We start from the raw sequence: 23340 nt of genomic DNA, 5'->3' as shown, positions 1-23340 counted from the left end.
ATGGCTGATTATACTAAAATAATAGAACTATATACAGAGTTGGCTCAAAGTCCAAATAGAGATTTTGGCTGGGATAAGGGTTTGGAAAATGCATTAGCGCATGGATACAAGCAGGAGTGGATAGATAAAATTCCGAGCAAAGCTTGGGAATTTTGTGCAGCTGTTGGAAATCCTTTTACAAATGCAGAGATTAAAAAAGGTGATACTGTTTTAGATCTTGGTTGTGGTGCTGGTGTTGATTTGCTTATTGCTTCGCTTTTAGTTGGAGAAAGAGGAAAAGTTTTTGGTGTTGATATTACTCCAAAAATGGTAGAAATCGCCACTCTCCATGCAAAAGAGATTAATGCCGAGAATGTAAAAATATTGCAGAGTAATTTTGATGATATTAATCTGGAAGATGAAAGCGTAGATGTAGTTATATCAAATGGTGCTATAAATCTTACATCTTGTAAAGAGTCAGTTTTTGCTGAAATATATCGCGTACTAAAGCCAAATGGTAAAATATTTTTTGCTGATATGATAGATATTTCGATGGATGAAGAGAACTGTTGTTTAGTCGAAGAGAACTCTTGTTGCGATACCAGCAAAAAAGATTGGGCAAACTGTGTAGCTGGAACTATGAGAGAGAGTGAGCTCATAGAGCTTATCCAAAAGGCTGGATTTAAAGATGTGGCTTGCACGGGGCATACTCACTACACAACAGCAGAGACAACTAAAGGGGCTACTTTTATGGCTACTAAAATTCCATTACAAGAGTTAAGAAGAGAGCATTGGGATAACATATTTAAAAGTGCGGATTATACACAAGTGCTTTGGCATCAAACTTCACCGCAAAAATCTTTAGAACTTATCAAAAAATATACAAAGAGTGATGCCAATATAATTGATGTAGGTTGTGGAGCTTCACACCTTGTGGATAATTTAATCAATGATGGATACAAAAATATCACTCTACTTGATACATCTAAAACTTCGCTTGATATAGTACAATCAAGAATAGATAGTGACGATATAAAATTTGAATGTAATGATATTTTAAATTTTAAAACAGATAAGAAAGTTGATATTTGGCATGATAGAGCTGTGTTTCATTTTTTACTAAACAAAAAAGATAGAATTAAATATTTTGAAGTATTAAGTGATTCTCTAAAAGATAAAGGAGTCGCAATAATCAGTACTTTTAGAGTAGATGGGCCTCTTAGCTGTGCGGGCCTTGATATAGTCCAGTACAATCACTCAGGCATGTTGTCTGAATTAACGGATGAATTGGAGCTAATAGATAGTGAAGAGTACCTCCATATAACGCCTAAGCAGAGTGAACAGAAATATATATATTTTATTATAAAGAAAAGATAAGGGTGGTGTTTGCTTACCTAAACTACTAAAATTAGTAGTTTAGGTATGGCTCAAGAGCCTTAGGAATAGTTATGCTTCCATCTTCGTTTTGACAGTTTTCCATAATTGCAACCAAAGTTCTGCCAACTGCCAAAGATGAGCCATTTAAGGTGTGAACAAAAGAGTTTTTGTCTATCTCTTTAAATCTTATTTTTGCTCGTCTAGCTTGAAACTCTCTAGTGTTTGAGATTGAACTAATCTCTCTATAGCAGTTTTGTCCAGGGAGCCATACTTCTATATCAACAGTTTTAGCCGCGCCAAAGCCTAGATCACCGCAGCAGAGTGTTACCAAGCGGTGAGGAAGCTCTAGTGCTAGTAGCAGATCAGAAGCACAGCTCACCATTTCATCAAAAACTTTATCACTATCATCAGGCTTTGTGATGGCGACAAGTTCAACTTTGTGAAATTGATGTTGCCTAATCATTCCTCTTGTATCACGACCAGCAGCGCCTGCTTCTTTTCTAAAGCATGGAGTGTAAGCTGTCATTTTGATTGGAAGCTCAGCTTCGTTTAGAATCTCATCTTGATAAAGATTTGTAACAGGAACTTCGGCTGTTGGGATCAAAAACAGCTCTTGATTTTCTATCTTGTAAAGGTCATCTTCAAACTTTGGAAGTTGTCCAGTGCCCTCAAGTGCAGCTCTGTTTACAATCACTGGAACGCTAACTTCTTGAAAGCCTCTTTTTGAGTTGAAATTTAACATAAAGTTTATAAGTGCTCGTTCAAGTTTCGCACCCATTCCAAAAGAGACACTAAAACGGCTAGTTGCTAGTTTTACACCTCTCTCAAAATCTATCCATCCATTTTTCTCAGCTAACTCCCAATGCTCTTTTGCAGAGAATGAAAACTCTCTAGGCGATAAAACTTTTTTTATCTCCACATTTTCACTCTCGTCTTTGCCGTCTGGAACTTCGTCATCAGGGATATTTGGGATAGACATAGCAACTGCTTCTAGCTCTTCTTGCTTGAATCTTTGAATCTCTAGCGCCTCTGTTATGTTGATTTTGTTCGCATCAACTTTAGCCTTCAGCTCACTAACATCTCTCTTCTCCCTTATGTAGATGCCAAACTCTTTACTCATACTGTTTTGTAAAGCTTGCAGAGTTTCAAAATTTATCTTAGCAACTCTAAGTTCTTCATTTTTTGTTTTTAAATTTTCAATAAGCTCTGCATTAACACCTTTGCGCATTAATTTTGCGCTAATACTATCGAACTCTTTTTGTAATAATTTTAAATCAATCATTGTATTCCCAGTAAATAAGTGGCGAGATTATATCAAAATATAATAAAGTAAAACTATTTGCAAAAGCTAAATAAATCGTGATTAATATGTGATAAAATACAGTATAAAAATGAAATATTTGAAAGAGCCTATGATGAATTTAAACAAAAAATTGTTTTCTGCCGAACTAATTCTTGACTCCCTTAAACAAAATATTTTCGTAAAAGATCTTAATTCAATATATCTATATGCCAATGCAACTTATGCTGACCTGGTTTGTGAAACACCATCAACTATCGTTGGCAAGAGTGATTATGATTTTTTCCCAAAACATATAGCAGAGAAATATCGTAAAGATGACACAACTCTTTTTAACAACAGAGAAGCAATTGATGTAGTGGAGGATATTTTTGTTGGAGAACAAAAAAGAATAATTAGAACAGTTAAAACGCCACTCTATTCTAATGGTGAGGTTTTTGCACTACTCGGCGTTTTTTGGGATATCACAAAAGAAAAAGAGGAAGAGTTAAAATATAAAAAACTTCAAGATGGACTCAATAAGGCACAGGAACTTGCAAATATTGGCCATTGGGAGCTGGATTTAGTAACAAACAAACTGTTTTGGTCTGATGAGGTTTATCGTATTTTTGGGTTAAAGCCACAAGAGTTCGGCGCAACATATGATGCTTTTTTAAAACATATTCATCCTGATGATATACCTTTGGTCGACAACACCTATATGAACTCTCTTGAGGCAAAGTGCGGATATCATGTTGAGCATCGTATTGTTCGAGAAAATGGTGAGATAGGTTTTGTTGAAGAGAGATGCGAACATGAGTTCGGCAGTGATGGTAAACCAATAAAATCAATCGGCACAGTACATGATATAACAAAACAAAAAGTTGTACAAAAAGAACTCTCTCTGGCCTCTGCTGTATTTGAAAAAATGAATGATGGTGCTCTTATTACTGATGAAAAACAGCGTATCATTAAGATAAATAGTGCATTTACTAAGATAACTGGATACACGCTTGAGGATATTAAGGGTAAAACTCCACATGCACTAAGTTCGGGTTGGCATGATAGCTCTTTTTATAAAAATATCTGGGAGGATATCAATAAAAAAGGCGAGTGGGAAGGTGAGATTATTGACCGCAAAAAAAATGGAGAAATATATACAGCAGAGCTCAATATTCTCGCCTTGCATAATGACGATGGGATACTGACAAATTATATATCCGTAAACAATGACATAAGTGAAAAAAAGCAGCAGCAAGATCTTATTCATAACCTTGCATACTATGATTCGCTTACTAAACTTCCAAATAGAGTGCTGTTTGAAGAGCATGTAGTCAGCGCAATGCCTGAGTCAATACGAAATAACAAAAAAATGGCTCTGCTTTTTATAGACATGGATAACTTTAAAAATATAAATGATACTCTTGGACATCATGTGGGTGATAAGTTTTTGATCGAAGTCTCAAATTTGATAAAGAGTCATATCCGAAAGCAAGACACATTTGCCCGTTTAGGTGGTGATGAGTTTACGATTCTCTTACAAGATATTGACTCTATCACAGATATTGCCACAGTTGCTGATAAAATTATCAAGCAGTTTGCTGCTCCAGTCGAAATTGAGGGAAATAAGCTATATTCAGGTGTAAGTATGGGAATTAGCGTTTATCCTGATGATGGAAAAACATACGAAATATTGATTAAAGCGTCCGACACAGCTATGTATCATGTAAAAGAAACAGGAAAAAATGGTTACAAGTTCTACGCGGAAGCCATGAACCTTAAGATAACAGAGCGTGTATATTTGGAAAATGATTTGCGAAGTGCAATAGAGAAAAATGAGTTTTTTCTAGTCTATCAACCAAAAATAAATCTAGAAACAAACTCTGTCTATGGGATGGAAGCGCTAATACGCTGGAGACACCCAAAAAAAGGTCTTGTGGGACCAGACAAATTCATCCAAATCTGTGAAGATACAGGTTTGATAAACGGAGTTGGGCTATGGGTTGCAAAACAAGCTATTAGTGACACAAAGAGGCTTCATGAGAATGGTCATATGCTAACAGTATCAATTAATGTTTCTAGTAAACAGTTAGAGGAAGAATCTTTTGTAGATGATATTTGCGCTATTGCCTATGGGGCAGGAATAGACAAGAGCTATGTTGAGCTAGAGATCACAGAAACTCATATTATGAATAACATTGATAAAGCACTGTTAGTTTTGAATAGCTTATATGATAGAGGTTTTAAACTCTCGATAGATGATTTTGGAACTGGTTATTCATCACTGAGTTATCTTAAAAAATTACCGGCAAAAACAATCAAAATAGATCGTAGTTTTGTTTTGGATATTGACAAAGATGAGGATGACAGATCTATCGTCGCTGCGATTATAGCAATGGCAAGATCTTTAGGGAAAGATGTCATCGCCGAGGGTTCTGAAACTAAAGAACATGTTGATACATTGAAGTTTTTAAACTGTAATAATATACAAGGATACTATTTTAGTAAGCCGTTGGAATTAGATAAATTTATAGAATTTATCTCTAATTTTAAAGGTTAGAGCAGATTGGTTTGAGATACTGAATCTTTAAACCAATATGTTTTTAGCTATCTGAAACTGATTTGCAGTCATTAGATGAATCTTTGGATGAATCTCTTTTATGTCATTAAAAAGCTTTTTACTGAGTTCAAATCCAACTCTATACTCCTCTTCTGCTCCAATTTCATTAGCAACTCTTAGCGCTTCTAGCCAACTGTTTGGAACATTTATGCCTGGCACATGGGAAGATAGAAATTGAGCAGTTCTGAGTTTTGTTATAGGAAAAATTCCCAAGATAAGTTCAGCGCTTTTCTTCTCTTTGCAACAATCTCTGTTTGCCGCTTCCATAAGTTCTATAAGTAATTTAGCATTCTCTGCATTATAAACGGGTTGTGTGATTATCCCAATTGCCCCATGTTTTATCTTTTTTTGCATCTTTTTTTGTAGTGTTTTTGGGTTTTTTGCGTAAGAGTTTATAACGGCAAAAGGGTAGAGCTGTTTTGGTTTAGCACCCAGAGGCTTGCCTGCATAGTCAATCCCGCTATTAAAGCACGAGATGATATCAAGAAGCATTGAGCTATCGCCCTCAAAAATACCTTTTGTATTTGGTTGGTCAGAAATTGTAGCAGGATCCCCAGTGAGGGCTAAAATGGCTCTAATATCCACCTCGTTTGCACCCAGAAGATCAGACTGAAGAGCAATCTTGTTTCTGTCTCTCATGCTCATTGTTGCAATTGCTGGTTTGCCAAATCTATCTTGTAGCATCTTTGCTGCAAAGAGGGAGTTGTATTTTAGTTTTGCTAACGGATTATCGGTTGTCGTAAAGCCATCTACGAGCTTATCAAGACCCAGTTCGGCTATTTTGTCTATTGTAGAAGAAAAAACAGGAGAGTGACCTGGAGTTGTCTCAAGGGTAATGAATGTGCCAGTCTTTAATTTATTTATAATTTCGTCAAACAAAAAGTATCCTGCGTCGTGGTATTGTTAAGCGCAATAATAAATAAAAAAATCATCTTTTTAGTTAGCGCTGGTATAATTGCGGCATTATAACAAAAGAGAGTGACATAGATGTTGAAACTAGCTGTATTTGATTTTGATTCTACGCTTATGGATGGTGAAACAATAGATTTTTTTGCAAACGAGCTCGGACTTGGTGAAGAGGTTAGTAAAATTACTGAAGCTGCTATGAGTGGAGAGCTTGATTTTTTTGAATCACTTCAACAAAGAGTAGGGTTGCTTAAAGGGCTTGACTACACTATCGTTGAAAAAATCTCTCACAATCTTCCATATATGAATGGCGCAAAAGAGACAATTGCTGAATTGAAAAAGCGAGGCATGAAAGTCGTCTGTTTCAGCGGCGGTTTTAGAACTGCTACTGGTTATGCAAAAAATATACTTGGTTATGATGCAGATTTTTCAAATGTGCTTCACCATAAAAATGGAAAATTAACAGGTCTTGTCGGTGGGGATATGATGTTTAACTACTCTAAAGGTGACATGCTGGTTAGACTTCAAAATATGCTAGGGATAAAAGAGGATGAAACTTTGGTGTGTGGAGATGGTGCGAATGATCTCTCAATGTTTGCACATGCAGGGACAAGGGTTGCTTTTTGCGCAAGAGAGATTCTCAAGAAAGAGGCAAATATAGTTGTAGAAACTAAAGATTTAAAACAAATATTGGAGAAAATATAATGTTAGAAAACAGTGTCTGGAAGCAGTACAATAGCGAAAATAGTTTTAGAGAGATGCTAGTGAAATACTGCAAAGTTGATAGTCTAAATCTTATAGAAGATGATAAAGAACTCTATGGCGCACTAAAAGCAAAACTTACAAAAAAAGAGTTAAGACTTTTTGCAATGGATAGCGCTGGAGTTGATGATTTAAAGATGAAAGAGGAGTTCTCTTGTGGTGATGAAGAGTTGAGACAAGCTAAATTTAAACTATATAAAAAACTAAAACAAGATAAAGTTCGTTCTTATTTAGTAGCCTCTTCTGGTGATGAATAAAAAATTAATCCCCCTAAATAATACAAAACCTAAATCCTCCAAAAGAGGCATTTAGCAACACTTACACTTCTTCTTGATTTTTCTTTTAGTGGTAGCTTTTTTAACAATTACTCTTTTTTTGACTACCAATGCAGAACTTTGAGGAGCTTTTAAATTTTTACCAAGTTTTACCATCCACATATTTCCCTCTTGGGAACTGTTGTCAGTTTGCACGCCAACGGCTATAGCTTGAGAGTTATGAAGGATTGAGACTGCATTAAACTTGTCGTAATTTGAGTTTCCATAATGTTCTTGATGGAGCACTCTAAAATCCCTATTAAAAGCCATAGCAAGCGCATCTGTGTCGCTTTTATCTCTAGTATAGCCAACACCTATAATATTAGAATCAGAATACTCTTTGATATCCATTAGCACGCTATCATAGACACTATCAATCACCTTGTCAATCTCTATATTTTTTTCAATATCAAATTTTATAAGCCTGATTTGCTCTTTGTTTATCTCATTTTTTTGAGTGAGAGATATGACAAATTTATTTTCTCTTAATTTTAATATTTTATATGGAGTAACCATCTTTTCGCCGCCAAAGCTCTGCATCCATATTTTATCCCCATTTTGAGAAATCCTCATGATGCTGGCACTACTAGACCCTGTGCGCTTGATTTGACTTAAAACAACAATAGTTCCATCGTTTGTCTCAGCGGCATCGATACCAATGTCATCATATCCACCGCCATACTTGTTGCTCCAAACTTTAGAACCATCGCTAGAGAATCGTACTAAATATATATCAATGGAGCCAAGCCCAGTTCCAAATGGATTTTCATTTGGTGATTTGGAAGTTGCAGAGGAGCAAACTGCCAGCACTCCACCATCTCTAAGCGCTACAAGCTTACTCATTTTATCATATTGGCTTGTTCCGAAACTCTCTTTAAAGACAATATTACCCTCGGAGTCAAGCTTTAAAAGTAAAAGTGAGCCGTCTTGTGAATGACCTCCTGCAAAGTACCCATTTGTAGGGGTTTTAAGTATAGAAACAGCTTCGTTGAACTCATTCAGATTTACTGTTTTTCTAAGAGTTATGTTAGCGTTCCCATCAACTTTTATAAGATGCATCTGAGAGCCATAGCTAGGTTGGATGCTCGAGAGGTAGTCAAAAGCGTTGGAGTAGCTTTTCTGTGAGTTTGAAGAGCTTTTTTTGTAATGTTTTATAAATCCAACTGCACTAATTTCTCTATCATAATCTTGTGTAACATCAAAAAGAGCATTACCGTAAGGTTCTTTTATAACAAGAGGAAAACCAGACGATTTTGCAAATAAAAAACTTGATATTAAAATAAGAGTTAAAATATAGTGCATAAGGCTACTTTTTACTAATCATAAAGCAATAAATATTCCTAATTTATTTTCTTTATCAATGTGCGGAATGTGCTTTTTGAATATTTAGGGCCACTTGCCTTTATACTAAGTGAATATATAAAAGATTTGTGTTTAGTAGCGGGTGTATTGCTTAGTGTTTTGAGATTAATTGATGGTGGAGCTGTGGGAAATAGAACTTGTACTTAAATAAGTGATTTTGTTATCATTTTTGAAATTGTTGTACACAAAGTTGTACAATTTAATTGTAGTGGTGCATTCAACAGCCATTTACAAGTAATAATTGTTATTTTAGCATGTATTTGAAAGTAGAGATATAATTACTATGCCATTTATGACATGTTATCTTATATTTTAATGCCATTTATGGCATAATTATAAAAAGGATCGAATATGACTAGAATTGATTTGATTAAAAAAATAAAAAAAAGAAAAAAAGAACTGAATATTACAATTGAGAATTTGGCAAAAATAAGTGGGATAGGCATCCGCACTACAAATAGATTCTTCGCAGGAGATGATGTGAAGTTGAGTACTATAGAAAAACTTACAAGCCTGCTAGGTTTAGACTTTGCAGGGAATGAAGTGGTACCTCTAAAGGAACTTAAAATGCATAGAGCAAAAGAGAAAGCTACTTTTATGGCTTCACTTGTTCAAAGTACATCAGCTTTAGAAAAACAGGGCTTAGAGAAAAAAGCTTTGGACAGAATTATCCATAAATTTGAAAGAGAATTCTTGACAGGTCAATATCAAGACAGGCTTTGGATCGCATAATGATTGATTCCACAAAACCTATTGACGGTGCTACACCGCTTGATGATGTATCAGGGCTAAAGCTTTCCAAGAATAAGTTATATACTTTAAAAGAGATATATGAAAAAGAAGCCGAAAACATTGCCAACGCAACGTTAAAGTACCTATCTGCTCCGCCATCGAAGAGGGAAGCTTCTTTTAGCTACGGCTGGATGATGGATCTGCATAAAGAGATGTTTGGAGATGTTTGGGAATGGGCAGGGCAGTTAAGAAAAATAGAATTATCAATAGGAATAAAAGCGTATTTGGTGCCAATGGAATTAAAAAAGCTTTGTGATGATATAGCGTATTGGGAAAAAAATAAAACTTATGATGTCTTTGAAGCAGCAGCACGTATTCATCATAGAGCAGTGCAGATACATCCGTTTCAAAACGGCAACGGCAGATGGAGCAGGATGTTGGCTAATATTTACCTCAGACAGCATGGCAAGATGCCTGTGCGCTGGCAGGAAGACTTATTAGCGTCGGAAAATCCAAAAAGGAATGAATATATCGAGGCTTTAAGAAAAGCAGATAAAAGCGATTATTCTGATTTAATTTTGATGCATCAAAAGACTTACTGATAATATAAAAAAATTCACTTCTTTTTTTTAATAACTTTTAATCCACCAAAGCGCTTAATTGGTCGCTTTTGTCGTTGGTCTTGAGATTGAGCTTGTTCGGAAGTTTGTTCTTTAAAATCAATGTTTTTAAAAAATTCACATATATCTACTTCAAGAACATTTGCAATTTTCACGAGATGTTCAATATTAAAGTGTTTGCCGTTCAAGCATAGTTCAGCCATTGATATAGTTCCAACTGCTTTATGACCAATTGCTAATGAAAGAGACAGTTGAGAAATTTTTTTTGACTTTCTTATAGTTTTGACATTTAATCCTATCTGTTTGTAAACAGCACTAATATCATTCTCTGTAAGAGAGCATTCTTTCATTGATTATACCTATGGTTAAACTTACTATAAGTATATTTCTATAGTTAGTTAAATAAAACAAAATAATACGTCCTCTATAAGGAAAAATGAATGAACTTAGCAGATATAGAAAATTTTACAACAGACGAGTTGAGTACTGAAAAAATTGATGCATTAATCAAATCAAAAAAGTCATTTCAAATTGTGGCAATTAAAGATATGAGTCATGTTGTCAATAAGTTAGAAGGCGCTATTGAAAAACAAAATTTGAAATGTAGAGTGCTTACAAGTTATAGGGGGGCTGTGGCTGGAGCTGCAGGCGTTGGAGGAGTTGCTACTGCCGGTGCTATTGCCGGTGTAGGAGCTGCTGCTGGTACAGCAATTATCGCTTTTCCAGCGATAGCATTAGCAAGTGTAGCCTTAGCAGCACATCGCTTAGCAACATATGACCCAGATTATGAAATAGAAAAAAACTTATTTCAAAAAAATGTCAAAGTATTATATAAACGAGATATTATGAAAGAAGAAGCGGAGACTAAATAATATTATAATTTATTATTCCTGTTCTATTCCATGATTACTATAGTCTTGTCTAAAATTAATAGCAACATTTAATGTTCTATCGGTAGGATGTGGATAAAAGACAGGAATAACACCACTATCTTCGCAAAATATGACAACTTGATAACCTAGTAATTCTTCTGTTTTTTTTCTTTGTTTATCAGACATATTTTATATTCGCCAATGATTGAAATATATTCTATCTTCAAAGGCAGATACAGCATGTTGGGTAATTGATTGATATTGTTTCGTAGCAATCTGTGTAAAAGTCACTGTTGGTAAGTTGTCATTTAGAATTTCATAAAAATGTTTTGGATCCCCTCGACCATGACTTCTGCATTGGGCTAATACGATAAGAGCTTCCTGATGATTTATATATGCATTTGCATATGTCCCATTTAATGAGCAAGTAAAGCCTATATTATGATCTACAATTGCAAACAAGAATTTTCTAAGTATCTTAGAATATACATATTCAATATTGCAGTTAGAATAATTAATCGAAAAAAAAGCTACACTTACATTTCAAAATCCGGTGGCGCGAGTCGTGACGGTTCGAGTCCGCCCACTGGTACCACGGTTTTAGCCTATTTTATGGGCTTTCCCTATAACTTCTTTTTCATTTGTGCCCGTTTTGAGCCCAAACAAATCAAATTTTTCTTCGATTTTTATCTCTTCTGACTTAATAAATTTTGCATATCGTGTCAAAAGCATCTGTGTCGAAGTGTGACCCATAAGACGAGATATATCGGTGATCTTCATCGTTCCGCTGTTTAGCATTTGAACGGCAAACGTGTGCCGTGTATTCTTCTGCTGACGATAGGGTATCCCTAATCGTTTGAGCATCGGTATCCAACGCGCATCGCGTAGGGAGGTCGCATCGTTAAACGCTGATCCCGTCGTTTTTGATACAAATAGATAACTACCTGACAATCCCGTATATCGGTATTGATCTTGAAGATAAGACCAAAGGGTGTCAAAGATCGGTATTTGACGAACTGAACCGATAGTCTTTGGTGTCGTTTCCGATCCTTGCGATATTGACCGTCTAACATGAATTTTTCGTTTGTTCATGTCGATATCAGACCATTTTAGTGCCAGAATCTCACCGATCCGCATCCCCGTATAAAACGCAACCGCTAAATAGTTTCGATACCAATCCTCAGACCCATTAAGCATGAGTGCGACTTCTTCCACCGTAAACGGTTCAATATCAGGCTTCACCCGTGCAGGTAATCGGATCGCATCGACTGGATTACGGTTGATAATCTCATCCTCAAACGCATAGCGAAAGATCATACGAATGATCGTAAGCTTTTCGGCAACGGTTTTTGTTACCACTTTTTCAAGTTGCTTATTAACCCATATTCGCACATCGGTTGTCTTGATTTGGTCAATCTGTTGACCGCCAAAAAAAGGGATAATCTCATTTTTTAGTATTCGAGTGTATTTACCAAAGGTATGCTCTTTGAGACGGTTTTGTTGTTCACTCAGATAAATATCCGCATAGTGATCAAACTTTGGGATGACTTTTTCTATCTCTTTTTGACCATACTTGAGCTCAAAGTTCAACTCAGGTATGATTTTGTTTTCAATGAACTTGCGGTTTTCTTTTGTATCAGGTAGCCCCGTACTTTTTCGGACTCGGTCGAACCCGTGATAGTACGTCAGATACAGAGTCCCCGCTCTGCTGTAAAGTTTCATGCGCGATATCCTTTCCTCGCATCCACTTTTCCAACTCAATAGCGTCAAATCGTATTATACCTGTTGAGCCGTTAGGTTTGAAATAATGGACATTTAAACGGAATGTTCCGTCGTGAATTTTCTTTTTAAGATATGAACCTGATACATCGAGAAATTCGGCTGCTGCTTCATATTTAAGAAAACGTTTCATGGTAGTGCTGCCAATTTTTGGATTATCTTGATAGTATTTGCTATTAGATACATTTTTGCTCTCGTTTGCCGGTATTTTTATGTACCCGATTTCTCTCCAAAAAATCCACAATGTCCAATACTTTATAGACAATCGAAGGTCCGAATTTTGTGTAAGGTAGTTTTCCTTCACTACGATAATTGGCAAGTGTTCCTTTGGAAAATCCAAATTTCACCATGACTTCATGGTCTGTTATGTAATCTTCAAGCATATTTTTCTCCTATATCTGAGTTATCTGATGTATTGGATGCAGTTGTCTGATTTTGAAAAGCCCTATTTATGGGGTTATCGGACTTATCTGAGTTATCTGATGGTTTATTAGAGGAAATCAAAGCAAAAACATTTTTATTGTTTTGCTCTTTGAGTATTTCTGCAATCCAGTATTTACCTTTCCCCTCTTGGATGACTCGATTGATTCGATCCTTGGCGAATCCCATATCAGAGATATATTTCATGATCTCCGAGTAGTTGGGTTTACCTTCAAAATTACCGATAAAATCAATGATCTCTATACGCATCATTTCATCTTCATTGGTCTCTTTTGCCCACGCCAAATCAACTTTTGTGAGGGTATGTATTTGATCCTGATACTGAAAGGCGATTTCTTCAAGTTTGCCCACACGATTTTTGAGAGGTTTAAAAATGAATGCTTTACGAAATTCGTTGTATTTCAATAAAACGGCATTGCTGGTATCCTCTTCAAAGGCACTTGAACCCGCGTATTGCAGTTCTTGAAAATCACGCTGTGGTTTATTGGTATGATGTAGGAAAATGACGGTAGCCCCTTGTTTTCGTAATCCCTTCCAAATATCCATAATTTCGGAGACATCTTTATTCTTGTCACGGTCGCCTTTGCCCATAAAATTTTTTATCGAGTCTATGACTACTAAAGTATCGTGCAAGTTCGTTGTTTTCAGCATCTTGATAAGTTGCCACATTTGGATTTTAGTTGAGTTTGATTCGTGAATGTAGCGGAACTTTTTTCCGTGTCGTTGTTTGATCTGTGGGATACCACGTTCATTAAGTGTTGCGCTTCCATTGTCAGCATCCATATAGACGACCTGATCAACTGTTTTATCCAAAAGTGCCATATTGCATATAGCCGATGCCATAAGACTTTTGCCTTGCCCAGGTTTTGCCGCAATCATCAAAATATCTGCTTTGACGACAACACTATCAAGAAGGTATTGAATTTCAGCCACTTCAATTTTTCCAATATCAAGATCGAATTGATCAAGTACGCCTTCTAGTTTTTTTTCGCTTCCTTCAATGTTCTCAGATTGAAGACGGCTCCGAAGTTTTAAAATCTCTTGATGGATTTGTTCGATTTCATCAAAGGTTATAAACTCGTTTTGTGTGAGTTCTTCGAGATTAGCTATCTGCGATTTGATCGCTTCGTGCTCTTTAACTCTCTGTTGAATTTTTGCTATAATATCCATATTTGATATTTCCTTGTTTGCTTAACGGGGGTCAAATTAGGAATCAAGGAGTGCTCGAACACTGCTTGATTCAACTACTCTTTTTACTGCCAACTTCTGATAATCCCTCCACTTTATTGATTTACACTATTTACTCAAAACGAGGTATAATTCATTTTGATTCACGGATAATATTGCTCATTATTGTAAGTTAATTAATTACAATTATGAGCAATATATACTTAGAAGAGCTTTAATAGAAGAATGTCTTATGAAAATTGATACAAAACTATTTTTACTACGCCTTAGAATGTCTCTTAATGCGAAAAGCAATGTTGAACTTGCAAAGATTTTGGATGTGCCTTATTCGACTTTGAATACATGGCTCACACGTAATTCATTACCAGTGGAGACAATTATTGGTAAATCTGTTTGTGATAACATATCCGTTGATTGGCTTCTTGCTAAAGAAGATCATGAGCTCTTTCGTTTTTCTGAATTTCCAACTCTTATTGCCGCAATTGAAATAGCAACAACTACGGAGGAGGGCATGTTAAGATTCAATGTGTTACTTGAGACTTTTATTATCGAAGAAATTATTCAAAAATTATTAAATAAGTATGCAGTTAGTAAAAGTAAAATGACTAATAATTTTTCTACGAGAATAAAACGCCTTCTATTTAATGTAACAGAAGGTAGATTTTTGATGTTATTGGATGAAATGCTTGGTAAAATCAATCTAACAAAGAGCGATAATGCACACGATAAAATTCAAGAATTAATCAGTGGGGATTTTCTTCATCCATTATTATCTAAGCCTGCATTTAAGGAATCTGAGAAGATGGCATTTCAAGCATGGGCAGAAGATTTAAGTGCGGAAGAGGCAGAGTTTTTGGTTACAAATTCAGTAAAAATACATGAAAGTTTAAAGACATTAATCCCTAAAATTTCAAAAAGAAATAGCGCGTTTGATGTTGCTGTAATGAAAAAGATAACTGGATAATTAGAAAAATCTCTCAATAGTATCTCTAAACGATGGATTAAAAATTGTAAAGAGAACGAATAAAATCCCTACAATCAGAAATTATATCATCGTTCAAATCCTTTTCCTCGATCTTCTTTTTGGCGTTCTAACTTCTCCCGCTCTTTTTGAGCGTTTAAAATCTCTGTACGCTCTTTTTGCACTTCGGAGATGGATTTCCCCGTAAATTTGTTAAAAATGCTTTTAACAGCCTCTCTCATTCGTTCCTTGCCGTATTCTAATGCCTTGATAAGCCCGTTTTTCTCTTTATGAATTTTTTGGTGCTCATTTTCTCGCTCTCTGACCTTTTGAATGAACACGTCCTTATCGAACACTTGCTTCGTGGTCGTGTAGATCAAGCCTTTCTCCTCCACGGCTGTGTAGGAGGCTTTTAGCATCTCGTCGATAGGGTCGATTTCTTTCCCGTTCTCATCTTTTTTGATAAGCTCTTTTTCGCCTAATGGGTGACTTATCGGTTTCGTGATCTCCTCGATCTCCTCAAAAATCTTGATAGTGTCGATTTTCGGGGCGTTTCCCTCTTTAAGCTGTGCTTGAAGCTCTTTATATTTGGCTTCCATCACTGCGTAATCCGCTCTCGTGGCTCCCTGCTCTTTGAGTTGCGCCCGTTCCTCTTTCTGCGCCTCCTTGAGAGCTTGTATCTCCTCTTTGAGGCTCTTGTTTTCTTTCTCGGAGAGTTCGAGGCGTTTGTTGAGGGTGTCCGTTTCAATGCCATTCCCGATGATCGCTCTCATCTCTTGGCGCATTTCCAACCGTTCCGCTATTGGTAGGCTATCGTATTTTTCGCCTAGCGATTGCTCCGATTTTATCTCCTTAGCGAGGGCTTTTATTTTCTCGTTGCGTACCGCTTTGTGTTGTGTCTTGATCTGTTCAACTGGTGTACGTTTTTTGCTCCCTTTTTCGGGGTTGTAGTCAAGCTTTAGCACGTGTGCCGCTGTCTTGATACGGTCGTTTAATTCGTTGTGCTTCATTCGCCCCGTTTTGCCCGTTTCCAAGTCAAACATTGAAAACTTGACGTGGGCGTGGATGTTGTGTATCGGCTTGAAATCGTTGATGTCCACTTTCTCGCTAAATTCATGCTCTTTGGGTTTATAGCTTGGTTTCATTTCGAGGGATTGAGCAAGAGGAACAATGTACCAACCGTCCTCTTTTTGGAGTATGTCTTTCGTGGGGTAATACGTCACTCCGTTTTTGTCCTCGAAGTGTCCCTCATCTTTGTGGATTGACAATTCAGTGATGTAGTGCCCGCCGTATTTTTCGTTCAGGGTATCGAACACTTTTTGAACGTCGGCTTCGGTGTGATGATCTTCGAGAGATAAAACGGTCTCTTTGATAAGTGCGTCAATCTGCTTTTGTTGCATTTTTTGACCTGTAACCTCTTGATATTTGACCTTAGCCAGTTCAAGAAAATTGCTGTCGGAGTGACGGAGATCGTAGCTGTTTTCTGCTCCCTCTTTGGTGCCGATCAGATACTCTGGATTATCTTCCCTAGAGTTGTGAGCACTCGAATGTGCGCTCGCTTTTAGAACGGAAAACGTCGCTGATTTTGCCATCTGCTCTTTCCTTTTTTGAGTACCCTTGTGGTGCTTGAAAAACAACCGTACTGTAAGGTGCGTAGTTGCAACTACGCACCTTAATAGGTACTTGTTGCAAAATTATACCACAAGGGTATTCTTTTGGAAAGGCAAGGGGAGCGGGGAGGTTACTTTTTGAACTTATCGATAATCCAAAAAATAGGCATTAAAAGAGTAAGGACGATCCGCAAAAGTAAGGGATCGCCACCGCCTAATTGCGTGGGTTCTTCGTCTATATCTTTGTTGATCATTTGTCATCCTTATTCAAAAAATTGAGCACTATTTATGTATGATCGCTACCATCTAAAATAACAATTGTTTCTTTGTTTTCTAATAGGATATAGGCTGTAACTGTCATTAGTATTTTGCCATATTTTTCTACTCGCTTAACTTCAATATCATTTGGGTTAATACCACGTTTTTTGGCTTGTTTTTCTGTAATAAATTCAAAATTGATAAATTTTGGAGGGGTGATATCCCCATCTTCGGTAATATAATGTACGTCTTTTAAGAGTTCGGCACTTTGTCTAATATCTGATACTTCTTTTAACCATGCTCTCATTTATATTGAACCTTTTGTTTAACCTTAATTACCATGTTTTGAGGACTTTTTCATCGCCCTTGATCGGTTTTAAACCACCGCTACGAAATAGAGCCGATGAAGCGTTCATACAGTTTTGATATTCAGGTGAGGGGCTGAGTTGTGTTCCCTCTAAAGTACCGTTATCTTTTTTGATTTTGCACTCTTCTTTTACCGCTTTCGCTTCGTCCAGGTGCGCTTTGTAATAATCTACACTCTGTACGTCTTGTCCGCACCCTGTTAAAAGAAATAAAATACCCGCGAAATAAATATATGACACTTTCATTGTAAGTCCTATAGGAAGTTGATTGATGATAGTAACTGCTATAAACTTAGAACAATCTAAAGTCCAGTGGGAAGTTACTTGTATGTCGTCTCGAAAAACACTCCCTATCGAAGAACTGCATTTCAAAATCGGGCAAAATGTTAAGAAGTACCGAGAAGAAAAAGGGTTCACACAGTTGGACTTATCGCACGAGATAGGACATAGCACCACTACGATCATATCGCTTGCCGAAATCGGTAAACGTAAGCACTTCAACATCCAACAACTCTATCAAATCTCTATAGCTCTTGATGTCGATATATGCAAATTTTTTGAGATTGACTCGTGAACTTTTGTAAAGAAATTAAGTATTGTAATTTTCAATGAAAAGTTACTATTTGGTACCATAAATCATTCCAGCGTAGAACGAAAATCCTAATTTTCGAGTTTCCGTATACAAATATTATTCGACAGAGTTTTTCGTATAGATTATTGCGAATTTTAGTGTTTAAATGCAGAGCAGGGGTAAGTGTGCGGAAAACACTTGTTTTTCTATATTTTAAAAAGTTGACAGTATAAGGGAAGAATTTCTTTGTAGATTTTAGACCCTATTTGCTATTGCACGTAATCAGTTGGGGCAAGAAAGCTATCTGTTTACGTCCTTCTTCAATCCAACATATTAAATGTAGAATCAGGATTTTCAGTTAAAGAATAAATTACCCATTTTCCTTCTTGCGTTGATTCAAGAATATCGACTTCGCGTATCTGCTTAAGATGACGGGAAATAAACGGCTGTGAAAGTTCTAACGTGTCACAAATCTCACATACACAGACCTCCTGCTCTCGTAAAACTAAAATTAGTATTTTGAACCGATTAATATCACTGAAGACTTTTACTAATTGAACCAATCTTTCCATATAACATTTTTCTAAGGATAGATATATAACAATACAGTTATATAATTATAGCCTAGTTAAGGCAGGAAGGGTTGAATATTTTTTTTCAGCCTACCAGTGATGATGTTTTTAATTAAGTTTGCACGACAATATTAAAATAGATCCTAATTTCTAATGATTAAATTAAAAATATCACAAAGTGAGATATAAAATATGTCAAAAAATATAACTACTTTTTTTGTTCCAAAAATGGATTGCCCTTCTGAAGAACAAATGATTAGGTTGGCTTTATCTTCTTTATCTATCTCACGATTTAATTTTAATATTCCTGATAGAAAAGTAATAATTACCCATTCTGAAGAACCTCAAATTGTTCTGGAAACATTGATACCACTTGAATTTGGAGCAGAAATAATTTCTAATGAATTAAGCAGTTCTGATAATGAAGAGGAATCAAGTGATGCTCATCAAAAAAAAATACTTTGGATTTTACTCATTTTAAATGGATTAATGTTTTTTATCGAGGGAATCATTGGTTGGTTAGATAACTCAGCCGGACTGATGGCTGATGGCTTAGATATGTTATCAGATGCTGTTGTGTATGGAATAGCTCTTTTTGCTGTTGGAAAAGCAGCGAAACATAAATTGCAAGCAGCTCACTTTGCTGGTTTAGTTGAAATCGTATTAGCTTTAGCTGCTTTTGGACGTGTTGGTTATCAAGTTTATTATAGTTATTATCCTCAAGCAGAATCGATGATAGCCATTTCTCTACTGGCTTTGGCTGTAAATGTATATAGTCTGTTTATTATCAGAAAAGAAAAAGAGGAAGGTGCTCATATGAAAGCTAGTTATATCTTTTCAGCTAATGACGTAATAGCTAATTTAGGTGTTATTGTAGCTGGATTTCTAGTGATGTATTTTAATAGTCCTCTACCTGACTGGATTATAGGAATAATTATTGGTTTTGTTGTTTTAAGTGGTGCGATTAGAATTCTTAAATTGAAGTAGTAATTGACAATACGAAGCTAATTACGGATGATAATAAAAAAATTATTTTGTAGTACAAGCAATTAGTTTGGGGAGCGAGGGAACCTGCTTACGCGCCTCTTCGATCCAACACGTTAAAGCAGAGTCAGGGTTCGCCGTTAAAGAGTAAATAACCCACGTACCGGATTGGCGTGATTCAAGAATATCGGCTTCCCTCATTTGTTTCAAATGTCGTGAAACAAGCGGCTGTGACAGTTCTAATGTATCGCAAATTTCACAGACACAGGCTTCGCTATCTCTTAAAACCAATATCAAAATTTTAAGACGATTGATATCACTGAAGATTTTTGCTAATTGAATCAATCTTTCCATCTAACCTTCTTCTAAGTATATTTATATAACAATTCAGTTATATAACTTTCTAATTATATAATTATAACGTAGTCAGGAATAAAAAGAGGAGTGAATAATGATTTATAAGCACGAGACAAAGCATTCGATTAGTGCGATTAAAGAGCAAATGACATCAAAAGCAAAAGAGTATGGCTTTGGTGTGCTCAAAGAGTACAATTTTAAAGATCTTCTACAGGAAAAAGGGTTTCCGATTGAGAGGGATATTACCGTATTCGAGCTATGCAATCCAAGCGGTGCACAAGCGATTCTTGGTTTGCATCCGGAAGTATCTATTTTTCTCCCCTGTCGCATCTCAATTTATGACGATAACGGTCAAACGGTCATAAGCACCATAGGTATGGAAGATATAGTGCATAATTTCAATCTTGAGGAAACGATAAAAAGCCATATGACAGGACTTTTTAGCAAACTTCAGGCATTGATAAACAGCTGGGAATAGTATATAATCATCCATCATGAAAAAACGTAATTTCTGGACGATACTGCTGTTGCTCTCCTTTAGCTTCTCAATTGTGAATGATTTTGTTATTGAGAGCAATGAGAAAGATCATTGTAGCATCCAACAATATGTTCAAGAATTTTCTCAACCTACGCATTGTGGGGATTTATGCGATATTCGATATATGTTTCATATCAGCTTTATTCTCCCTGCTCAGACACAACTTGTCGAATTTGAGAGCCATACGTTTGCACCGATTTATAACTCTGAGTATTATATCAGCCATAATCCCCCTTCTAATTTTCGTCCTCCAATAGCCGTTTAATTTTCCTATTTTTCAAAAAACAATAATCATTAAAACAGCCTTTTAGGCAAATTATTAACAGTATTAAAGGATTAGTCATGAAAATATTATTCGCACTTTGCACATTAATTTTTGCATTACACGCTCAATCAGCGGAAATGACTGCACGGGAACATATGTCGATTCACACCTCTAACTCTCGCCCTTCCGCACAGCTTCAAGCCAAACAGGAAATGCACCGAATTCATAAAGTCGATGAAAAACAGTTGGAGCAGTTGGTTCAAAAAGAGACCGGAGAAGAAATTACCAGTAAAAAATTAACCCACAGAGGCGAAATCCTCTACTACGATGTATACACTGCGAATTATCGTTTGGAAGTCAATGCGCTCGACGGTGCCTTCCTGAAAAAAGAAAAAAAATGATTAAGATTATTCTTTCTTTGTCGTTGTATTCAGCGGCAGTTATGGCAGAGAGTTTTGATCTTTTTTTAGAACAGGCTATCGAAAAAAGTCCCTATTTGAATGCTTCATCATTAAGGACTGATCAAGCCATACTTGAAGGAAGCAAACTGACCCGTTATGAGAATCCTACCCTCGAAGTGGAAAGATCCCGATTTAAGTCCGATAATGGCTATCGGTTGGGACTCAATCAACCGGTTCGCGTATGGGGCGTAGGTGAAGACAAAGAACGCATAGCCAGATCGTTATCAACCAATGCTAAAGCCAATGTTGCGGTTGAACGATCCCGTTTTATCAAAGAGCTTTCACTTTTGTATGTCGATTATGCACAAGCTCAAAAACTATTGAATCTTGCCAACGAAGAGTTGAAAATCGCTCAAAGCATCAATAACGTCTCTAAAGAGCGTTATGCCAAAGGTTCTTTATCCAAAGCACTAATGCTCCAAGCCGATGTTGCGTATTCCGATGCCCTATCCAACCGCGCTGAATCCCAAAAAGAAGCAGTAAAAAGCTATGACGCATTACGTGAATACGCTGGATTTAGTGAAGAAATTGCAATTGACGCGGATACTAATTTCATTCGTTTTGGGGATGAGAAATCAAATCCTGATTTAGCGTTATTGACATCGGAAAATGACCTCAAAGCCTCGCAGGCAAAACTCGAAACCCGTATCATCGAATCGGTTGGCGTATTCACAGAATATGAAAAAGAGCCCGATCAAAATATTTACCGTGCAGGAGTTTCGATCCCTTTGCCGATTTTCAACACGAAGCGCGAAGAAAAATCGATTCAAGAACTTCAAATACGCCAAAACGTACTGTTTTTCAAAGCGCAAAATGATCGTCTTGGGCTTCGAAAAAAAAGTTTGCTTAAAGAGATCACCTCTCTGGAAACACTTTTGCAACAACGCAAAGAAAATCTTAAAAATGCGCAAGAACTCTTGGGGATGTATCAGGATGCCTATGCGATTGCTAATGTTAATCTTTTAGAACTCTATGAGATCAAAAATCGCCGTATTGCGACCCAAGAAGAGATCATTTCTCTCCAATCACAAATTAATCGTTCCACTATCGAATACAACTACCTACAAGGGGCTTATAATGAGTAAAATTTTAACGAGTGTACTACTATTTTCAGCAGTACTTTTCGGTGCCGTACAGATACCGACTGAAACGGTGCAATCACGACCATTTGGTGCCACGATTGACGTAAACGCCAAAGTGATTCAGCAAAAGAATGACCAACATGCTATTACAACGTCGCTGGAAGGGTACATCGAAGAATATTACGTCCGTGCCGGTGATACGGTTAAAAAGGGGGATAAAATCGCACGGTTGCGTTCGGTTGCCCTCTCCAAACTTTCCATCGATTATCAGTCGTTAAAAACCCAATACGCTCATTTCGATAAAAATTTTCAGTCCGATAAAGCGTTGTATGAACGGGGGATGCTCTCGCGGCAGGAGATGACGACCAAACAAATCGAGCGGGATGCACTGCTTTCTCAGATCAAAGGGATCGAAGTCCAGATCAAAGGTTCTAACGTTAATCCATCATCACTGACAAACAGCGGTAATTCCCATTATGTCTATGCCTCTGCATCAGGACGGATCGGTGAGATTCTTGAACCGGTGGGTGCGTTTATCAAAGACGAAAAAGTGATGGCAATCATTATTAACGCCGATGCGTTTTATCTGCAATGTTTTGTCCCTCTCAAATATTCGGCTCAGGTGCAAAAGGGACAAAAGGTTTTGGTGAAAAGTAATACACCCTCTGTGATATATGGACAAATCAATCGTGTATTGCCGAGTATTGATGAAGCAACTCAGCGAATCAGTGCATTGGCTTCGCTCGATAAATCTTCATCTTTGTATTTGAATCAGTATGTCGGAGCGACCATCTATACCCAAAAAGATAAAAACTACCTCGCGGTGAAAAAATCGGCGCTTACCTTTTTTCAAAACGAATGGGTTGTCTTTATCCCGACTGTTACTAAAGTGCACGTAAAAAAAGAAAAGAACGATGAGCATGAGGAAGAAAAAGCCCCCTATGAAGCGAGAGTGGTGGAAATCATTGCTAAAGACGACCAATATATCGCCATTAAAGGGTTGAATGCCGGTGAACGCTACGTTAGCGATAAAAGCTATTACGTTAAATCAATGCTGTTGAAATCAGCTATTGGCGAGGAATAAG

Annotated in this window: 29 protein-coding genes; 14 read left to right on the top strand and 15 right to left on the bottom strand. The window is 36.7% G+C overall.

Annotated elements, in window-relative coordinates; genetic code table 11:
• On the top strand, positions 1-1356 hold the full coding sequence (locus PHV22_RS04250; protein ID WP_295022279.1) for a methyltransferase domain-containing protein: 1356 nt from the start codon (positions 1-3) through the stop codon (positions 1354-1356).
• Positions 1357-1387: 31 nt separating this feature from the next.
• Here PHV22_RS04250 and serS read toward each other — a convergent pair whose 3' ends face one another.
• On the bottom strand, positions 1388-2638 hold the full coding sequence (gene serS, locus PHV22_RS04245; protein WP_295022281.1) for a serine--tRNA ligase: 1251 nt from the start codon (positions 2636-2638) through the stop codon (positions 1388-1390).
• A 109-nt stretch (positions 2639-2747) separates the two neighbouring features.
• On the opposite strand from serS, the gene PHV22_RS04240 reads away from it, so the two are divergent.
• Entirely contained in the window at positions 2748-5195 is a 2448-nt protein-coding gene (locus PHV22_RS04240) for an EAL domain-containing protein (protein ID WP_299945974.1), read from the top strand.
• Positions 5196-5222: 27 nt separating this feature from the next.
• Here the strand turns inward: PHV22_RS04240 and PHV22_RS04235 are convergent, their stop codons facing one another.
• A complete protein-coding gene (locus PHV22_RS04235; protein WP_295022285.1) occupies positions 5223-6134 on the bottom strand; it encodes a methylenetetrahydrofolate reductase in 912 nt (303 codons plus the stop codon).
• A 108-nt stretch (positions 6135-6242) separates the two neighbouring features.
• Here PHV22_RS04235 and serB point away from each other — a divergent pair, with 108 nt between their 5' ends.
• Positions 6243-6866, top strand: a complete 624-nt coding sequence (gene serB, locus PHV22_RS04230; RefSeq protein ID WP_295022287.1) for a phosphoserine phosphatase SerB — start codon at positions 6243-6245, stop codon at positions 6864-6866.
• Positions 6866-7180 (top strand): hypothetical protein, encoded by a 315-nt coding sequence (locus PHV22_RS04225; protein ID WP_295022288.1) that lies wholly within the window; start codon positions 6866-6868, stop codon positions 7178-7180. The genes serB and PHV22_RS04225 overlap by 1 nt, the downstream gene beginning before the upstream one ends.
• Before the next feature lie 51 nt (positions 7181-7231).
• Here PHV22_RS04225 and PHV22_RS04220 read toward each other — a convergent pair whose 3' ends face one another.
• Entirely contained in the window at positions 7232-8539 is a 1308-nt protein-coding gene (locus PHV22_RS04220) for a hypothetical protein (RefSeq protein ID WP_295022290.1), read from the bottom strand.
• 411 nt (positions 8540-8950) lie between these two features.
• On the opposite strand from PHV22_RS04220, the gene PHV22_RS04215 reads away from it, so the two are divergent.
• A complete protein-coding gene (locus PHV22_RS04215) occupies positions 8951-9331 on the top strand; it encodes a helix-turn-helix domain-containing protein (protein WP_295022292.1) in 381 nt (126 codons plus the stop codon).
• Positions 9331-9933, top strand: coding sequence for a mobile mystery protein B (locus tag PHV22_RS04210; RefSeq protein WP_295022294.1), 603 nt, complete (start codon positions 9331-9333; stop codon positions 9931-9933). Before PHV22_RS04215 ends, PHV22_RS04210 begins: the two co-directional genes overlap by 1 nt.
• 14 nt (positions 9934-9947) lie before the next feature.
• Here PHV22_RS04210 and PHV22_RS04205 read toward each other — a convergent pair whose 3' ends face one another.
• Entirely contained in the window at positions 9948-10301 is a 354-nt protein-coding gene (locus tag PHV22_RS04205) for a helix-turn-helix transcriptional regulator (RefSeq protein ID WP_295022296.1), read from the bottom strand.
• Positions 10302-10391: 90 nt separating this feature from the next.
• Between PHV22_RS04205 and PHV22_RS04200 the strand changes: the two genes are divergently transcribed.
• Positions 10392-10823, top strand: a complete 432-nt coding sequence (locus PHV22_RS04200; RefSeq protein WP_295022298.1) for a hypothetical protein — start codon at positions 10392-10394, stop codon at positions 10821-10823.
• 12 nt (positions 10824-10835) lie between these two features.
• Here PHV22_RS04200 and PHV22_RS04195 read toward each other — a convergent pair whose 3' ends face one another.
• From PHV22_RS04195 to PHV22_RS04175, 5 genes are all read right to left on the bottom strand, one after another.
• The gene (locus tag PHV22_RS04195; RefSeq protein ID WP_295022299.1) at positions 10836-11009 is read right to left on the bottom strand and encodes a hypothetical protein; all 174 of its coding nucleotides are present in this window, start codon (positions 11007-11009) and stop codon (positions 10836-10838) included.
• A 3-nt stretch (positions 11010-11012) separates the two neighbouring features.
• A complete protein-coding gene (locus PHV22_RS04190) occupies positions 11013-11285 on the bottom strand; it encodes a hypothetical protein (RefSeq protein WP_295022301.1) in 273 nt (90 codons plus the stop codon).
• A 138-nt stretch (positions 11286-11423) separates the two neighbouring features.
• Positions 11424-12545 (bottom strand): site-specific integrase, encoded by a 1122-nt coding sequence (locus tag PHV22_RS04185; RefSeq protein WP_295022303.1) that lies wholly within the window; start codon positions 12543-12545, stop codon positions 11424-11426.
• A 233-nt stretch (positions 12546-12778) separates the two neighbouring features.
• Entirely contained in the window at positions 12779-12985 is a 207-nt protein-coding gene (locus tag PHV22_RS04180) for a helix-turn-helix domain-containing protein (protein ID WP_295022304.1), read from the bottom strand.
• Positions 12978-14213 (bottom strand): AAA family ATPase, encoded by a 1236-nt coding sequence (locus tag PHV22_RS04175; RefSeq protein ID WP_295022305.1) that lies wholly within the window; start codon positions 14211-14213, stop codon positions 12978-12980. Before PHV22_RS04175 ends, PHV22_RS04180 begins: the two co-directional genes overlap by 8 nt.
• A 250-nt stretch (positions 14214-14463) precedes the next feature.
• Between PHV22_RS04175 and PHV22_RS04170 the strand changes: the two genes are divergently transcribed.
• Entirely contained in the window at positions 14464-15195 is a 732-nt protein-coding gene (locus tag PHV22_RS04170; protein ID WP_299945964.1) for a helix-turn-helix domain-containing protein, read from the top strand.
• A gap of 86 nt (positions 15196-15281) precedes the next feature.
• Here the strand turns inward: PHV22_RS04170 and PHV22_RS04165 are convergent, their stop codons facing one another.
• From PHV22_RS04165 to PHV22_RS04150, 4 genes are all read right to left on the bottom strand, one after another.
• Complete coding sequence (locus PHV22_RS04165; protein WP_299945961.1) at positions 15282-16784, bottom strand: hypothetical protein; 1503 nt, start codon at positions 16782-16784, stop codon at positions 15282-15284.
• A 149-nt stretch (positions 16785-16933) separates the two neighbouring features.
• Positions 16934-17056: a hypothetical protein gene (locus tag PHV22_RS04160; RefSeq protein ID WP_299945959.1), complete on the bottom strand. Its 123-nt coding sequence runs from the start codon at positions 17054-17056 to the stop codon at positions 16934-16936.
• Between the two features lie 32 nt (positions 17057-17088).
• Positions 17089-17367 carry a hypothetical protein gene (locus tag PHV22_RS04155; RefSeq protein ID WP_299945956.1) on the bottom strand — a complete coding sequence of 93 codons (279 nt, stop codon included), beginning with the start codon at positions 17365-17367 and terminating at the stop codon, positions 17089-17091.
• 28 nt (positions 17368-17395) lie between these two features.
• Positions 17396-17671, bottom strand: a complete 276-nt coding sequence (locus PHV22_RS04150; RefSeq protein ID WP_299945953.1) for an EexN family lipoprotein — start codon at positions 17669-17671, stop codon at positions 17396-17398.
• Positions 17672-17753: 82 nt separating this feature from the next.
• On the opposite strand from PHV22_RS04150, the gene PHV22_RS04145 reads away from it, so the two are divergent.
• On the top strand, positions 17754-17999 hold the full coding sequence (locus PHV22_RS04145; RefSeq protein ID WP_299945950.1) for a helix-turn-helix transcriptional regulator: 246 nt from the start codon (positions 17754-17756) through the stop codon (positions 17997-17999).
• Between the two features lie 317 nt (positions 18000-18316).
• Here the strand turns inward: PHV22_RS04145 and PHV22_RS10185 are convergent, their stop codons facing one another.
• A complete protein-coding gene (locus PHV22_RS10185) occupies positions 18317-18568 on the bottom strand; it encodes an ArsR/SmtB family transcription factor (protein WP_367187071.1) in 252 nt (83 codons plus the stop codon).
• Positions 18569-18760: 192 nt separating this feature from the next.
• Between PHV22_RS10185 and PHV22_RS04140 the strand changes: the two genes are divergently transcribed.
• The gene (locus PHV22_RS04140; RefSeq protein ID WP_299945947.1) at positions 18761-19555 is read left to right on the top strand and encodes a cation diffusion facilitator family transporter; all 795 of its coding nucleotides are present in this window, start codon (positions 18761-18763) and stop codon (positions 19553-19555) included.
• A 42-nt stretch (positions 19556-19597) separates the two neighbouring features.
• Here the strand turns inward: PHV22_RS04140 and PHV22_RS04135 are convergent, their stop codons facing one another.
• Positions 19598-19906 (bottom strand): helix-turn-helix transcriptional regulator, encoded by a 309-nt coding sequence (locus tag PHV22_RS04135; protein ID WP_299945944.1) that lies wholly within the window; start codon positions 19904-19906, stop codon positions 19598-19600.
• 97 nt (positions 19907-20003) lie between these two features.
• Here PHV22_RS04135 and PHV22_RS04130 point away from each other — a divergent pair, with 97 nt between their 5' ends.
• The 4 genes from PHV22_RS04130 (at position 20004) to PHV22_RS04115 (ending at position 23339) form a co-directional block, all read left to right on the top strand.
• Positions 20004-20387 carry a DUF302 domain-containing protein gene (locus tag PHV22_RS04130; protein WP_299945939.1) on the top strand — a complete coding sequence of 128 codons (384 nt, stop codon included), beginning with the start codon at positions 20004-20006 and terminating at the stop codon, positions 20385-20387.
• A 402-nt stretch (positions 20388-20789) separates the two neighbouring features.
• Positions 20790-21113, top strand: coding sequence for a hypothetical protein (locus tag PHV22_RS04125; RefSeq protein WP_299945936.1), 324 nt, complete (start codon positions 20790-20792; stop codon positions 21111-21113).
• Positions 21110-22258: a TolC family protein gene (locus PHV22_RS04120; protein ID WP_299945933.1), complete on the top strand. Its 1149-nt coding sequence runs from the start codon at positions 21110-21112 to the stop codon at positions 22256-22258. Before PHV22_RS04125 ends, PHV22_RS04120 begins: the two co-directional genes overlap by 4 nt.
• Positions 22251-23339: an efflux RND transporter periplasmic adaptor subunit gene (locus PHV22_RS04115; protein WP_299945930.1), complete on the top strand. Its 1089-nt coding sequence runs from the start codon at positions 22251-22253 to the stop codon at positions 23337-23339. Before PHV22_RS04120 ends, PHV22_RS04115 begins: the two co-directional genes overlap by 8 nt.
• The last annotated feature ends 1 nt before the right edge of the window (position 23340 follow it).

This window comes from Sulfurimonas sp. (assembly GCF_028713515.1).
Lineage (GTDB): Bacteria > Campylobacterota > Campylobacteria > Campylobacterales > Sulfurimonadaceae > Sulfurimonas.
This window is presented reverse-complemented; position numbering and strand designations above follow the sequence as displayed.